Origin of the sequence: Prochlorococcus marinus str. MIT 1214 (assembly GCF_027359355.1) — a bacterium.
In the GTDB taxonomy this organism is placed as follows: Bacteria; Cyanobacteriota; Cyanobacteriia; order PCC-6307; family Cyanobiaceae; genus Prochlorococcus_B; species Prochlorococcus_B marinus_F.
In genome coordinates this window covers 1,617,345-1,631,724 of the sequence record NZ_CP114777.1, presented here as the reverse complement: position 1 = coordinate 1,631,724, position 14,380 = coordinate 1,617,345, and the positions used below count along the sequence as shown (strand labels likewise).

Annotated in this window: 14 protein-coding genes; 6 read left to right on the top strand and 8 right to left on the bottom strand. The window is 36.9% G+C overall.

What is annotated here, in order from left to right:
* The first annotated feature begins 65 nt into the window (after positions 1–65).
* A complete protein-coding gene (locus tag O5639_RS08955; protein WP_269609516.1) occupies positions 66–284 on the top strand; it encodes a CP12 domain-containing protein in 219 nt (72 codons plus the stop codon).
* Positions 285–353: 69 nt separating this feature from the next.
* Here the strand turns inward: O5639_RS08955 and O5639_RS08950 are convergent, their stop codons facing one another.
* The 6 genes from O5639_RS08950 to O5639_RS08925 form a co-directional block, all read right to left on the bottom strand.
* The gene (locus tag O5639_RS08950) at positions 354–536 is read right to left on the bottom strand and encodes a hypothetical protein (protein WP_269624191.1); all 183 of its coding nucleotides are present in this window, start codon (positions 534–536) and stop codon (positions 354–356) included.
* Between the two features lie 77 nt (positions 537–613).
* On the bottom strand, positions 614–1,603 hold the full coding sequence (gene cgtA, locus O5639_RS08945; RefSeq protein WP_269624190.1) for an Obg family GTPase CgtA: 990 nt from the start codon (positions 1,601–1,603) through the stop codon (positions 614–616).
* A gap of 99 nt (positions 1,604–1,702) precedes the next feature.
* Positions 1,703–4,117: an endonuclease MutS2 gene (locus O5639_RS08940; RefSeq protein WP_269624189.1), complete on the bottom strand. Its 2,415-nt coding sequence runs from the start codon at positions 4,115–4,117 to the stop codon at positions 1,703–1,705.
* Between the two features lie 15 nt (positions 4,118–4,132).
* Positions 4,133–4,537: a VOC family protein gene (locus tag O5639_RS08935; RefSeq protein ID WP_269625542.1), complete on the bottom strand. Its 405-nt coding sequence runs from the start codon at positions 4,535–4,537 to the stop codon at positions 4,133–4,135.
* Between the two features lie 47 nt (positions 4,538–4,584).
* The gene (gene hemB / locus O5639_RS08930) at positions 4,585–5,586 is read right to left on the bottom strand and encodes a porphobilinogen synthase (protein ID WP_269624188.1); all 1,002 of its coding nucleotides are present in this window, start codon (positions 5,584–5,586) and stop codon (positions 4,585–4,587) included.
* A gap of 49 nt (positions 5,587–5,635) precedes the next feature.
* Entirely contained in the window at positions 5,636–6,571 is a 936-nt protein-coding gene (locus O5639_RS08925) for a DnaJ C-terminal domain-containing protein (RefSeq protein WP_269624187.1), read from the bottom strand.
* Between the two features lie 143 nt (positions 6,572–6,714).
* On the opposite strand from O5639_RS08925, the gene O5639_RS08920 reads away from it, so the two are divergent.
* From O5639_RS08920 to O5639_RS08910, 3 genes are read left to right on the top strand one after another with little or no spacing between them, the layout of a single operon-like run.
* Positions 6,715–8,382 carry a SulP family inorganic anion transporter gene (locus O5639_RS08920; RefSeq protein ID WP_269624186.1) on the top strand — a complete coding sequence of 556 codons (1,668 nt, stop codon included), beginning with the start codon at positions 6,715–6,717 and terminating at the stop codon, positions 8,380–8,382.
* Between the two features lie 46 nt (positions 8,383–8,428).
* The gene (locus O5639_RS08915) at positions 8,429–9,424 is read left to right on the top strand and encodes a sodium-dependent bicarbonate transport family permease (protein ID WP_269624185.1); all 996 of its coding nucleotides are present in this window, start codon (positions 8,429–8,431) and stop codon (positions 9,422–9,424) included.
* A 9-nt stretch (positions 9,425–9,433) separates the two neighbouring features.
* Positions 9,434–9,715, top strand: a complete 282-nt coding sequence (locus O5639_RS08910) for a P-II family nitrogen regulator (RefSeq protein WP_269624184.1) — start codon at positions 9,434–9,436, stop codon at positions 9,713–9,715.
* Positions 9,716–9,737: 22 nt separating this feature from the next.
* Here O5639_RS08910 and O5639_RS08905 read toward each other — a convergent pair whose 3' ends face one another.
* Entirely contained in the window at positions 9,738–10,694 is a 957-nt protein-coding gene (locus O5639_RS08905) for an NAD(P)/FAD-dependent oxidoreductase (RefSeq protein ID WP_269624183.1), read from the bottom strand.
* A 270-nt stretch (positions 10,695–10,964) separates the two neighbouring features.
* Here O5639_RS08905 and O5639_RS08900 point away from each other — a divergent pair, with 270 nt between their 5' ends.
* Together O5639_RS08900 and O5639_RS08895 are read left to right on the top strand one after the other, a co-directional pair.
* Positions 10,965–11,285 (top strand): hypothetical protein, encoded by a 321-nt coding sequence (locus O5639_RS08900; protein ID WP_269624182.1) that lies wholly within the window; start codon positions 10,965–10,967, stop codon positions 11,283–11,285.
* A complete protein-coding gene (locus tag O5639_RS08895) occupies positions 11,282–12,961 on the top strand; it encodes an ABC1 kinase family protein (RefSeq protein ID WP_269624181.1) in 1,680 nt (559 codons plus the stop codon). The genes O5639_RS08900 and O5639_RS08895 overlap by 4 nt, the downstream gene beginning before the upstream one ends.
* Before the next feature lie 6 nt (positions 12,962–12,967).
* Here the strand turns inward: O5639_RS08895 and eno are convergent, their stop codons facing one another.
* Positions 12,968–14,269 carry a phosphopyruvate hydratase gene (gene eno / locus O5639_RS08890; protein WP_269624180.1) on the bottom strand — a complete coding sequence of 434 codons (1,302 nt, stop codon included), beginning with the start codon at positions 14,267–14,269 and terminating at the stop codon, positions 12,968–12,970.
* Positions 14,270–14,380: the final 111 nt, after the last annotated feature.

Here is a 14,380-nt window from a genome sequence, read left to right as displayed (position 1 = left end):
CACGTGCATTATTCCTCCGTCATAATTATTGTATAAATCAATAATCCTGCTCTTAACAAGAAGCCATGAAAACCATTGACGAGCATATTAAAAAAGATGAATCTGAAATCCAACAAGCCAAAGCCCAGGGGAATGAATCTAAGCTGCATCACTTAGAAGATGAACTTAACTCTCTTAAGGAATATAAGGAACACCATCCTGAAGACAAGCATGATCCAAATGCACTTGAACTTTTCTGCGACGCCAACCCTGACGAACCTGAATGCTTGGTATACGACGATTAATATTTAAAAACAATCAACAGCAAAAAAGGGGGAGGCTATAGCCTCCCCCTTTTTTTCTATTAGATCCTATTAATAATCCATATTAAAATCTGAAGGACTTCCAGTTAAAGAACAGACAACTGCCTCTTCATTTTTCATCTGACGTACTTCAGCGATTGGTCTACCCATTTTCTTTAGAACATCAATATCTTGATCAGTCTGGCAGCGAGCAATAATTTCTCCTTGTCCATCAAAACAACTGTAAAAATCCATAATTTTAATAACTCTCTTTAGTTATGACCAACAATCAACTGTAAGACAAGTAGGTATGATTCACTCATAACAATTAATTAATATCCAAGTTCGTTCCAAATAGAACTCAACAAATCATCCAGACCAAATTTCGTTACTGCGGAAATTATATGTACCTTTTTCATAGTTAGTTTCTCAATTTTATTTAGAAGTTTTTTAATTTCATTCTCTTTTAAGAGTTCTTTTTTATTCAGAACAAAAATTCTAGGCCTAGAAATCAAACCATGACCGTAAGACGTTAATTCCTCATTAATGGTTTCAAAATCATTTATCGGATCGGTTGATGCTGAGTCAATTAAATGCAGTAAAACCTTTGTGCGTTCAATATGTCGAAGAAAATCATGCCCTAGTCCAATACCTTTTGAGGCTCCAGAAATCAAACCAGGAATATCTGCAAAAACTGTTCCATCTCCTGAGGGTCTTCTTACTACTCCGAGATTAGGAATTAAAGTTGTAAATGGATAATCAGCAATCTTTGGTCTTGCAGAAGAGAGTACAGAAATCAAAGTACTTTTGCCTGCATTAGGCAAACCAATAATTCCTACTTCTGCTAAAAGTTTTAATTCCAATTGCAATGACCATTCTTCACCTGCTTTTCCTTCAGTAAATTTTTCTGGAGCTCTATTGCTATTTGATAAATAGCGAGCGTTCCCGAAACCTCCTTTTCCACCAAACGCGACAACGAGTTGTTGGCCTTTATGAGTTAAATCACCAAGAATAATATTTGTAGAGAGATGTCTTACCTCTGTTCCGCATGGAACTTTAAGTACAGTGTCTTTTCCTGATGCTCCAGTGCATTTATTGGGACCACCTCGTTGGCCATTCTCGGCAGAAATTAATTTCTGAAATTTGAAATCCAAAAGAGTTTGCAAATTATCATCAGCCTCTAAAACAACATTTCCTCCTTGCCCTCCATCTCCTCCCGCAGGACCACCTGCTGGAACATACTTTTCTCTTCTAAAAGCAGAGATACCATCACCACCTGAACCTGCTTTGACATCGATAATAGCCTGATCAATAAATTGCATTTAAAAATATCTCTAATCAATTAACTAAATAATAATTCTTACATTTATCCTTGCTCAATTAAAGAACTGAAAACACTGTTTATAACTTTCACCTGAATTTCAATCAACCATCCACACAACACTACATCCAGGGCCTCCATCATGAGGTTCAGCATCGGCTACTTTTTCAACATATGAAAGTGAATCAAACCATTTCCTCAAACCTTTTTTTAGTTTTCCAGAACCAATTCCATGAATAACCCATAAAGCTCCGGAACAATTTCTCAATTTTTCTTCAATTACTCCCTCGGCTTCATGTACGCGTAACCCCCTCACATCTAAGGTATTTTTTTTAGTACGTACTAAAGAAAAATTCTTTCTTACCTGCGAAGTTTTTACTTGCACACTTGGATTTATTTCGGCCTTTTGACCATCAAGACTTTCTACTTCCATTAAATTGACTTTGCTTCGAAATACCCCACACAATACTGTTAATTGCATTCCATCATCTGAGAAAGAAATTATTTCACCTGCTTTACCTATAGAAGACAATCTAACTTTGTCCCCAATTTTCGGAACCCAGCCCGGCACATGCGGAACCCGCCTATTACTTCGATATCCCTTCTCCATTTGCCGTAATCGTTTACCAGCAATTCTTGCTGTTTCACCACTAGCATTTTGATCGCGCAAACGTTTAATCAAATGTCTAACTTCTTTTTGACCTTCTCTAATTGATGACTCCAGTTTGAACCTTCCTTGTTCATTAAACCTCTCCGTTTGTTGACGTTGTTTCTGCCAACTATCAAGTAATTCTTCATGTAACAATTCAGTTTTTGCCAATAAAGCCGCGGCATCTTCAGCTGCTGATTGTTGCCGCTCACGTTGTTTTTCTAAGCCTTTAATAACTTGATTAACATTATCAACGCTTGCAGGATTGATAAACTCTTGAGCACGTTTTATCACTTCCGAATCAAGACCAAGTCTTTGTGAAATCTCAATTGCATTACTCCTACCAGGAATGCCCCATTGCAAATGAAAGGTTGGTTTTATTGTTTCACTATCAAAAGAAACTGAAGCATTTTCAAATCTTGAATCACTATATTTCAGTGCTTTTAATTCTCCAAAATGAGTAGTAGCAATAGTTAGTCGTGCTCTATCTGCCATTATCTTTAACAGAGCCATAGCCAAAGCTGTACCTTCAGAGGGATCAGTTCCTGCTCCAACTTCATCTAAAAGAACAAGAGTCGTCCCATGGGAAGAAGCTATCGCATCGAGTATTCGACTTATACGAAGAATATGTCCACTAAATGTAGATAAATTTTGCTGTAATGATTGCTCATCACCAATATCGGCTAAAATATTTTTACACCAAGGTAATCTTGGTGTGCCATTACATGGTAAAAGTATTCCTGCTTTTGCCATTAAAACTGCTAGACCAATACTTTTTAACGCAACTGTTTTGCCTCCAGTATTAGGACCTGTAATTGCAACAACTTTTAAATCAGCTGGAACATCAAAAGTGGTTGGAACTACTGTATTTTTTTTCTCATGAAAATCATTCCATACTAATAAAGGATGACGAAAATCTTTAATCTCAAATAGTGTATTTTCATTCTCATCAAGAATTGCTGGTACCCCGTTAAGCCATCTAGAGTAACGAGCTCGTGACAATGCAAACTCAATCTGTAAAAGAATCTCTCCTAAATGAGCTATTACATCGGCATTAAACCCAACCTCTTTACTCCAATTAGCTAAAAGTCTCCTCTCTTCATCTGAGATTTCAGAATCTATTTTTGCCAAACGATTCCCTATTGATATGACAACTTGTGGCTCGACATAGATCGTATTTCCTGAAGCGGAACTATCATGAACCATTCCCTTAATCTGGTCGGAAGTCCCAGCTTTAAATGCTAAAACAGGTCTTCCATACCGCTCTGAAATAATACTATCTTGAAGTAATCCTCCATATTTCCGGATAATATCTTGAAGAATATCTTTTCTTTGAAGACGTACCGAATTCCTATGGCGTCGTAATTCAGAAAGTTTTGGACTAGCACGATCTGCAATTCGCCCACCTTCATCCAGGCCAAATTCAAGTAGTTTTTGCAAATCAGGCAAAGTTGCAACATCTTTGAGTAATTCAGAAAGTCGTGGACGTATTAATTGATCAAATATTAGTTTTCGTAATTTTCTAGCAGCTCTTAAAGTATCAGCAACTTTTAATAAATCCTCACCTATTGCGACACCACCTTTGGAGCATATAAAAAGAATATTTTCCAAATCATGAATACCTTCAAAAGATATTCCTCCATCAAGAGAAATATCTAATGATCCAATTTCTAACGTTTGGGACAATAGCTCTTGGCTAAGAGATATATCTAATGGCAAATCAAAGCTTTTACATTTATTACGACCTTGTTGGGTAACCGCGAATGTAGACAAATGGTTACAAACAGTTGGCCATTCAAGTAACTCCAAAGACTCCAGAATTATTTGTGTTTTTGCAGACTCATCATGATTTATTGTAAATTCCATTCGTCTACCTGAATTCTATTGATTTGTTGGAATTCCTGTTGATGGGTGATAAAGCATTTCCAACCAATTACCTTCTGTATCTTTCAAGTAAAAAGAAGAAGTTCCATCTCGATGATCATGCAAAGCGCCAACCTGTACACCTTGATTTTTTAGAGAAGAATGAATTCTTTCTATTTCATCCTTTTTAGTGAAGTGAAATGCAAAATGTGGACCAGCCGCTTTATAGCTCGGACCGAGCAAAGCTAGGCCATCTTTGTGCTCTCCTGTCTCTAAGTAACACCAATCAGGATCATCCCACACAAGCTTCATTCCCAAGCTCAAATAAAAACTTTTAGCCCTATCAACATCATCCACTCTTATAGCTACATGGCCGAGCCGATGAACTCTTTCATTATTTAAGTCAGAGTGTTTTTCTAGCATTACTTTTGATTGAAAATTGAAATTTTTAATAATTTTCTTAATTGACTCTATTGTTCTTTTAACCATCCTGCGGCATCACACGCATGATACGTAAGGATCAGATTTGCTCCAGCTCTTTTAAAACTCAATAAAGTTTCTAAAACTATTGCCTTTTCATCAATCCAACCTCTTTGAGCAGCAGCTTTAACCATTGAATACTCTCCACTAACGTTATATGCAGCGATTGGTAATTCTGATTCTTCCCTTAAACGATAAATAATATCTAAGTAAGCCAAACCAGGTTTAACCATTAGGATGTCCGATCCCTCTTGTTCATCAAGTTGAGCTTCTGTTATGGCTTCTCTGGCATTCGCTGGATCCATCTGATAGGTATTTTTATTTTTCGGTATAGGCTTATTTGATAATGATCTAGGGGCAGAATCTAAAGCTTCTCTAAAAGGCCCGTAATAGGCAGATGCATATTTTGCGGTGTAACTAATTATTCCTACATGTTCAAAACCTTCATCATCCAAGGCTTCTCTTATAGCTCCTACTCTTCCATCCATCATGTCGCTAGGTCCAATTAAATCTGCTCCTGATTGTGCTTGGACCACTGCTTGTTTACATAAATAATCAACGGTTTCATCATTCAAAATTATTCCTTGATTACTAACTATTCCATCATGACCATCACAAGAATAAGGATCTAAAGCGACATCAGTCATGATGCACATTTCAGGTATCTCTATTTTCAATCTTTCAATAGCCCTTGGTATTAAACCTTTTTCATTAAAACATTCAGCTCCATCTTCTGTTTTCAGCTCTTCCGGAACTTTTGGAAATAGAACGACACATCTAATACCTAGATTCCAAGCACGTTTAACTTCATCAACCAAGCTATCCATTGACCAGCGAAATGCACCTGGCATCGCTGCTATTTCTTGAATATCTGAACCTTCATGAACAAAAAGAGGGTAAATAAAGTCAGAAGCAGAGACACTATGCTCTCTAACCATATCTCTTAAAGAGTTTGTTCTTCGAAGACGACGGGGCCGATAAGTAAGATCCATATTAACCAATAGAGATAACTACATGAGAGATAACTACATTTTACTTCCTTTAAGTCCTAGCCTGATCGAACCAAGTCGAACGAGGTTCATCTATTCGAACAGATCTAAGCTTTTCAAGAAGTCTCAACTCCTTGTCTGACCAATTTTTAGGGAACTTCAATTTTAGAGTAAAAAACAAATCTCCTTGGGTATCTAAGTTATGTAATCCTTGACCTTTTAATCTCAATTTTTGCTCAGGTAAACTTCCAGAAGGTATTGATAAATATGTTACTCCTTGAGGGGATGCAACCGAAATATTTGCTCCCAAAGCTAATTCATCTAAAGAAATAGGTAAATCTGCATACACATCTAAACCTTTCACTTTCCAAATCGGATGAGACTTAATGCTGACTTCAATCAATAAATCTCCTCTTTTCCCTTTCCCGGACTGTATATTACCCTTATTTTCAAGACGTATTTTTGATCCTGTTTCAGTTCCTTTTGGAATTTTCACCTCGATACGTTCATCATTCACTAAAAGATTCTTTTTTGTTCCATTCAAAGCCTCTCTAAAACTAATCTGCAAATTAAATTCAGCATCAAGATTTAATGAATGAGCACTATTATCTGAAGATATATTTGAGTAAATTTCTTTACCAACATCACTAAATCTTCCAATTAAATCACTCAAAAAATCATCAAAGTTTATATATTCATCAAACCCCTGATCATTATTTTCCCTAGAAAAATCTCTCGACTTTCCATCTCTATTTTTGAACCAATAATTTAGAAATTGTTCATAAGACTTTTTTTTATTCTCATCTGAAAGAATCTCGTAAGCTTCATTTATTTTTTTGAACTCATACTCTGCCCTCTCGTCATGTGGATGTAAATCAGGATGAAATTTTCTAGCAAGTTTCCTGAAAGCACTTTTGATTTCTTTATCGGTAGCATTTCTACTAACGCCAAGGATTTTGAAATAATCCTTAAAATCATCTAATGCCATCGAAATCACGCTGCATTCTTAGAAAAAATCAATTTTTTCAATGATTCTTATTCAATATAAGTATTTAAAAGTAGAGATTCCAAAACTTAATGGAACCTTGAAGAGATAGGCTAATTCAAGTCAAATCAAGTAAGGAGAGTCGATTGGCGTTAATTAATGGCTTTCACCTTAAAAATATTAGAGGTGATGTATTAGGCGGCTTGACTGCCGCAGTTGTAGCCCTACCACTAGCTTTAGCGTTTGGTAATGCGGCACTTGGCCCTGGGGGCGCTATTTATGGGCTTTATGGAGCAGTTGTCGTTGGATTCCTCGCAGCTTTATTTGGAGGAACTCCTGCACAAGTAAGTGGTCCCACTGGGCCGATGAGCGTAACAGTTGCTGGAGTAGTTGCGAGCTTGGCGGCCGTAGGAGTACCTAGAGATTTATCTGCTGGCGAAATTCTTCCCTTAGTAATGGCTGCGGTAGTCATTGGAGGATTATTTCAGATTTTATTTGGTCTACTAAGACTTGGTAAATACATAACACTTGTTCCATACTCTGTCGTTTCAGGCTTTATGTCTGGAATTGGAGTAATCATAATCACGCTTCAAATAGGTCCTTTACTTGGAATATCAACTCGAGGAGGAGTATTAGAGTCTCTTTCAACTTTAGTTAACAATTTCGAACCAAATGGGGCTGCAATAGGAGTGGCATTAATGACACTTGCGATAGTTTTTCTCACCCCCCGTAAAATAAGTCAATGGGTCCCGTCTCCTCTTTTAGCATTATTAATAGTTACTCCTTTATCAATACTTCTTTTTGGCGATAGTTCGATAGACCGAATAGGTGAAATACCAGAGGGTGGTCTTTCTTTAAGTCTCCCAGATCCAAGCTTTGACAATTTCTTCCCAATAATTCTTAAAGCCGGACTAGTCCTTGCTGTTCTTGGCGCTATTGACTCTCTTCTTACATCTCTTGTAGCCGATAATATTTCTCAAACCAGGCACAATTCTGATAGAGAACTAATTGGACAAGGTATTGGAAATGCAGTAGCTGGGATTTTCACAGGTTTACCTGGAGCAGGGGCAACCATGAGAACAGTAATAAATGTCAAATCTGGAGGTTCCACACCAATCTCAGGGATGGTGCATTCAGTTGTATTGCTATTCGTTCTAGTTGGGGCTGGTCCTCTAGCGGCTCAGATACCTACAGCACTTCTTGCGGGGATTTTAATAAAAGTTGGCTTAGACATTATTGATTGGGGATTTTTATTAAGAGCTCATAGACTTTCACTTAAAACCGCAAGTGTGATGTATGGAGTCCTTTTGATGACAGTTTTCTGGGACTTGATATGGGCTGTACTAGTTGGGGTATTCATCGCCAATATGCTCACGATAGATTCCATTACAGAGACACAATTGGAGGGGATGGAAGCTGACAACCCATTTGATTCAACATCAAATAACAATGCAGCAAATGCACAACTCCCCTCAGATGAAAAAGCACTATTAGATCGTTGTGCGGGAGAAGTAATGCTATTTAGATTGAAAGGGCCTCTTAGTTTTGGAGCAGCAAAAGGAATTACTGAAAGAATGATGCTTGTAAGAAACTATAAAGTTCTAATACTTGATATAACTGATGTTCCTAGGCTTGGAGTTACTGCAACCCTCGCAATAGAAGATATGGTTCAGGAAGCGCTAAACAACTCAAGGAAAGCATATGTAGCTGGTGCAACAGGAAGAGTAAAAGACAGACTTGCTAAATTTGGAGTCGATGTAATTGGTACAAGGAAAGAAGCGCTCACAGCTGCAATTGACAGCCTAAATGGCTGATAATTAATATTTTCAACTAATTGATTGTTTTAAGAACTAAGAAGAAATGGGACAAAACCTTTTCATTCAAAATGCTTTAAGTCCACCAATACTGTTTTTCTTTTTGGGTGCAATTGCATATGCTTTAAAGTCTGATTTTGAAATTCCTGCGCCCCTACCAAAATTATTTTCTTTATATCTTTTACTTGCAATAGGATTCAGAGGCGGAATTGAGCTTCAAAAAAGTGGCTTTGGTTATCCAGTTCTTCCAACTGTGATAGCAGCAATATTAATGTCCCTACTAATCCCACTTATTTGCTTTTTTGTACTGAGATTTAAATTCGATGTTTTTAATGCAGCAGCAATATCAGCAGCATATGGATCAATAAGTGCAGTGACATTTATTACTGCTGAAAGTTTTCTAGAAAGTCAAAATATACCCTTTGATGGTTTTATGGTTGCAGCTTTAGCACTAATGGAGTCTCCAGCAATAATAATTGGTCTTCTCTTAGTCAAATTTGGAGCCCCCAAAGATAGGCCCATCAAAAGAAAAATGAAATGGGGATCAATTTTGCATGAGTCGATGTTAAATGGTTCTGTCTATTTATTACTCGGAAGCCTTTTAATAGGTTTTTTAACATCCGCGATTGATCCATCTGACATAAAAAAAATGGAACCGTTCACAGCTGAATTGTTCTATGGCGCAGAATGCTTTTTCCTTCTTGACATGGGAATTGTGGCTGCTCAACGTCTCGCTCGTCTAAACAAGACTGGTGCCTTTCTCATTTTGTTTTCAATATTCATGCCTATAATTAATGCTGTACTTGGATCAATAGTAGCTAGATTTTTAAATTTAGATCCAGGCAATGCTCTGTTATTTGTAGTTCTCTGCGCTAGTGCTTCATACTTAGCTGTACCAACAGCAATGAGAATGACTGTTCCTGAAGCACGACCTAGTTATTACATTTCGACCACTCTTGGATTAACCTTTCCTTTTAACATAATCATAGGGATACCAGTATATATGGGCTTAGTAAACACAATGATTCCATCAATTGGATAAATCATTTTCATGAAAAGACTCGACTTGATTTTTAGTGAAAGAGAACTAGATGATGTTCTCTCAGCATTAGAAAAAGCTGAAGTTCCTGGTTATACGGTTATGAAGCATGCTACCGGGAGAGGTCCAGAAAGAATTGTCACTGAAGACATGGAATTCACTGGATTTGGATCAAATGCACACGTAATTATTTTTTGTGAGCAAGAGATAATCGACAAGATACGAGACAATATAAAAACTGTGCTTAGCTACTACGGTGGTGTTGCCTATGTTTCTGAAGCAACTCCTCTTTAAGAATACTTATCAATTGCACGAATTAAGCATGAACCCAATCGACGCGAATTGATTTCCGACTATTTAAATATCTATCTATTGCCATAGCGGCAATACATCCATCCGATGCTGCAACAACAGCTTGTTTAAATGGGGTATTTCGGATGTCTCCAATCGCCCAAACCCCTTCGACTGTTGTAGACATAAAGTCATCCACCAAAACTCCGCCATCCTCCTTAAAAGCAACCTGTTCACCAAGAAAGTCGGTAATAGGCTTTGAACCGCTCATATAAACAAAAACGCCTTCAAGAGCTATGTCTTGATGAGTATCAATTGAACGGTTCTTGACCTTAATGCCTGTTACACCTGAATCATTACCTTCAATCTGCATTAACCTAGTCTTACTCCAATGGTTCACATTTGGTTTTAATAAGAGATCTTGCGCATGATGATCATCTGATTTTGGATCATTCGATGTTATCCAATGAACTTTGGAAGCAAATTTTGTAAGAACATTTGCTTCTTCAATTGCTTCTTTGTTAATACCAACAACGGCGACTTCACGATCTCTATAAAAAGCTCCATCACAAGTAGCGCAATAACTTACTCCCCTACCAAGGAATTCAGCCTCACCCTTAAATGATGCTGGCCTTCCCATTGCGCCACTCGCAACAACAAGTGCCTTAGCTTTAAAAGTCCCTTCTGGGGTAAAAATAGTTTTCCAGTCACCACTAGCATCAATTCCAAAAACTTGAGCTCTGCGATAATCAGCCCCATACTGAGTAGCTTGATCTCTCATCAATTTCAACAGGGCCTCTCCACTCATTTCACTAGAAACTCCTGGATAATTGGCAATTTGATGTGTTATTGCTAGCGCACCTACATCGGGATTCTTATCGAGAATTACTGTTCTTAAGTCTGCTCGGGAAGTGTAAAGCGCACAACTGCAACCAGCAGGCCCACCACCAACTATTACAACATCAGTTTCAATGGTTTCCAATGGAAAATCTCTTGGTTAGGTTTTGCTCTCTTTCAAGAAGAGAAAAGGATGTTTTGAGATCACTTGGGTTAATAGATTAGACTTTTAACCCAAATCAAATCAAATCAAATCAAATGTTTGTATTCTTCAACTCTAATGAAAATATTCTAGGTTGAGCGATAACAAACAATCTTCTAAATAGATTTAATGGATTAAGAGCAAATCTACATATATCCAGTTTCAATCTGAAGACACAAAAAACCCTGGATCTTCTAAAGTGAAAGCTGATTAATGAAATCATTGAGCGACTCAGAGATACTGCTAAAAGCAGCCATGAACCGAATAGCAGCTCGGATAACTGAAAAAGTGATCAATTCTGCCCAAGAATTCAATCAAATTGCTGAAGAATTACCTCAAAAACTCCAAAACGAATGGTCTAGATTTAAAGAAGAGGTTATTCAAGAATCTGAACGTCTAGAAAAAAAGACTAATGCATCAAAAGAGAAAAGTGCTAAGGAGCAATTAATTAAAGAAGATTTCATTCAGATTCAAATCGATAATCTCAGATCAAAGGTTATCGATATTAATAAAGATATTGAGGAGAAAAATTGATATTTCTAGCTAGTCAACTTCAAAGATTTGTTAGAGCACTTAGGATTTGGACAATATTATTAGGTTTACTTTTCTACTTATGGTTTGATTCTAAAAAATGGTCTTATTTAAAAGGATATACAGACAAAAGAAGACATAAAAGAAATACTTTAAGAGCAAAGTGGCTTACAAAAGAATTAGTTAAGCTTGGGTCAGCATTTATCAAATTAGGTCAACTTTTATCTGCACGAGCAGATGTTATCCCATCTGCATGGGTAAATGAGCTTACCTCTCTACAGGATAGAGTTCCAGCTTTTGAATTTGAAAAAGTTCAAAAAATATTAATAAAAGAACTTGGAAATTCATATAAAAAAATTATAAGTATTGATGAGATTCCAATTGGCTCAGCATCGCTTGCCCAAGTTCATATAGCTAGGTTAATTAATGACAAGAAAGTTATTTTTAAAGTTCAAAGACCAAATATAGAAAAGTTTTTCAAGCTTGACTTAGATGTGATGAATCAAGTTGCCAAAGTAGTTCAAAGAATAAAGTCTCTAAGTCGAGGTAATGACTGGATAGGCATTGCAAAGGAATCTAAAAGAGTATTACTCAGAGAGCTAGATTTTAGAATTGAAGCTCAATATGCTGCAAGATTTAAACAACAATTTATTGACGACTCAGATGTTTTAATCCCAAGTGTATTTTGGGATTTAAGCACTAGTAAACTTTTATGTTTGGAGTATTTACCAGGAATCAAGATTAATGATATTAAATCACTAAAAAGTAATGATATTGATACTTCTTTAATCGCAAAGATTGGGGCTACGAGTTATTTAAAACAATTAGTTAATTACGGTTTTTTTCATGCTGATCCTCATCCAGGCAATCTAGCTGTTTCCAAGAGTGGTTCTCTTATTTACTATGATTTCGGGATGATGGGTTTTGTCTCGGAGCGTATTAGAGGCAGGCTCAATTCAATGATTAAAGCCGCAGCGCTTAAAGATGTGAGCGGACTAGTCAAAGAACTTCAAATCGCTGGGTTAATAGAAAAAGATATTGAAATAGGTCCAGTTAGAAGATTAATTAGAATAATGTTAAATGAAGCTCTTACCCCTCCATTTGATTCTCAAATAATAGAAAAGCTTTCTGGGGATATATCTGAACTTGCTTATGGAAAACCCTTTAGAATACCAATAGAGTTGATTTTTGTTTTTAGAGCATTATCAACTTTTGAAGGAGTTGGAAGATATTTAGATCCAGAATTTAACTTAATAGCAATAGCAAAACCCTTCCTTCTCCCTCTAATGACTTCAAAGAATCCAGACTCTAATGACTTATTTAATGAATTAGGAAGACAAGTTACTGAAATAGGCAGTAAAGCTGTCGGGTTGCCAAAACGTTTGGATGAAAATTTAGAAAGACTGGAACAAGGAGACTTGCAACTTCAAGTTCGCATGGGTGAATCAGACAGACAACTCAGAAGAATGATTAATGCTCAACAATCACTTGGGAATGCTGTTCTTCTCGGTTCACTGGCAATATCATCTGCTTTATTAGCTTCAACTAATAGACCTTTTTTATTTCTCATACCAATAACTATTGGATTTCCAATAGCTCTAAGCTGGATTAAATTAAAATTTAAGATGAGAAACGAAAGTCGTATAGATGATTTTCAAGGAAGAAAAGTCTTTAAATAGTGAGAATCAACTCTGCAAACTTCCTCTTGGTCCCAATCCAACAAGTCCAGCATATGTCGCTTGATTCCCTAACTCATCCTCAATACGAAGTAATTGATTATATTTCGCGACTCTTTCACTCCTACTCAATGAACCTGTTTTAATTTGACCAGATTTAGTTGCTACTGATAAATCAGCAATAGTTGTATCTTCAGTTTCTCCGCTTCTATGACTTATTACAGTTGTATAACTTGATCTTGATGCAAGCTCTATAGCTTCAAGTGTTTCAGTCAGAGAACCTATTTGATTAACCTTAATTAATATTGAATTTGCAATATTCTCATCAATCCCTCTTTGTAAACGAAGTGTATTGGTCACAAATAAATCATCTCCAACCAATTGCACACTTTTACCAAGTTTTTTCGTAAGCAAGCTCCAACCATTCCAATCATCTTCAGCTAATCCATCTTCAATAGAAATTATTGGAAATGAATTAACTAACCCAGCTAATTCATCAACCATTTGCTCGCTGGAATAGGAATTCCCACCATAAAAATATTTTCCGTCCTTATAAAACTCCGTACTTGCAACATCCAAAGCTAAAGAGATTTGCTCGCCTGGTCTAAATCCAGCCTGTTCAATTGCTTGCATTAGAAGGTCACCTGCTGCCTTATTACTTTCAAGATTTGGAGCGAATCCGCCTTCGTCACCAACAGCAGTTGATAAACCTTTCTGACTCAATAAATTTTTAAGCGTATGAAAAACCTCAGCTCCCATTCTTAATGCTTCTCTGAAGCTTTCAGCGCCATGCGGAACCAACATGAATTCCTGAAAATCTAAATTATTTGCAGCATGTTCTCCTCCATTAATGACGTTCATCAATGGCACTGGCAATAAAGATGACATGGGTCCTCCTAAATACCTATACAAAGGCAATCCCAATCCATTAGCCGCTGCTCTTGCTGTAGCCATGCTGACAGCAAGAATTGAATTTGCACCAAGATTTGATTTGTTGTCTGTATTATCAAGTTGTTTCATTACCGAATCAACTGTGGCTTGATCTAAGGCAGAAAGACCACATAAAGCGGGCGCAATAGTCTCTTCTATATGACCAACAGCCTTGATAACTCCTTTACCCAGATAACGTTTTCCACCATCTCTTAATTCATGAGCCTCATGGGCTCCAGTGCTTGCGCCACTTGGAACAATCGAACGTCCAATAGCTCCACCTTCTAAAAGCACTTCAGCCTCTACAGTTGGATTCCCACGAGAATCCAAAACTTCTCGAGCCATAATGGTATCAATTACTAGTTCTAGAGAGTCAGCCACGAATTTAAGATGATTTTTAGATCTTATGAACTACATTATTCCTATATGTTCCTGAATTGCCAATCTAGCTTGCTTTCCAAGACCTAATCAATCAAATTTGTCTTAACAAGA

Bases quoted from the DNA above. Each gene is read 5' to 3' on its own strand.
- O5639_RS08955 (WP_269609516.1), top strand. From the start codon at position 66: ATGAAAACCATTGACGAGCATATTAAAAAAGATGAATCTGAAATCCAA.
- hemB (WP_269624188.1), bottom strand. From the start codon at position 5,586: ATGGATCTTACTTATCGGCCCCGTCGTCTTCGAAGAACAAACTCTTTA.
- O5639_RS08950 (WP_269624191.1), bottom strand. From the start codon at position 536: ATGGATTTTTACAGTTGTTTTGATGGACAAGGAGAAATTATTGCTCGC.
- O5639_RS08940 (WP_269624189.1), bottom strand. From the start codon at position 4,117: ATGGAATTTACAATAAATCATGATGAGTCTGCAAAAACACAAATAATT.
- cgtA (WP_269624190.1), bottom strand. From the start codon at position 1,603: ATGCAATTTATTGATCAGGCTATTATCGATGTCAAAGCAGGTTCAGGT.
- O5639_RS08935 (WP_269625542.1), bottom strand. From the start codon at position 4,537: ATGCTAGAAAAACACTCTGACTTAAATAATGAAAGAGTTCATCGGCTC.
- O5639_RS08910 (WP_269624184.1), top strand. From the start codon at position 9,434: ATGAAAAGACTCGACTTGATTTTTAGTGAAAGAGAACTAGATGATGTT.
- O5639_RS08925 (WP_269624187.1), bottom strand. From the start codon at position 6,571: ATGGCATTAGATGATTTTAAGGATTATTTCAAAATCCTTGGCGTTAGT.
- O5639_RS08915 (WP_269624185.1), top strand. From the start codon at position 8,429: ATGGGACAAAACCTTTTCATTCAAAATGCTTTAAGTCCACCAATACTG.
- O5639_RS08900 (WP_269624182.1), top strand. From the start codon at position 10,965: ATGAAATCATTGAGCGACTCAGAGATACTGCTAAAAGCAGCCATGAAC.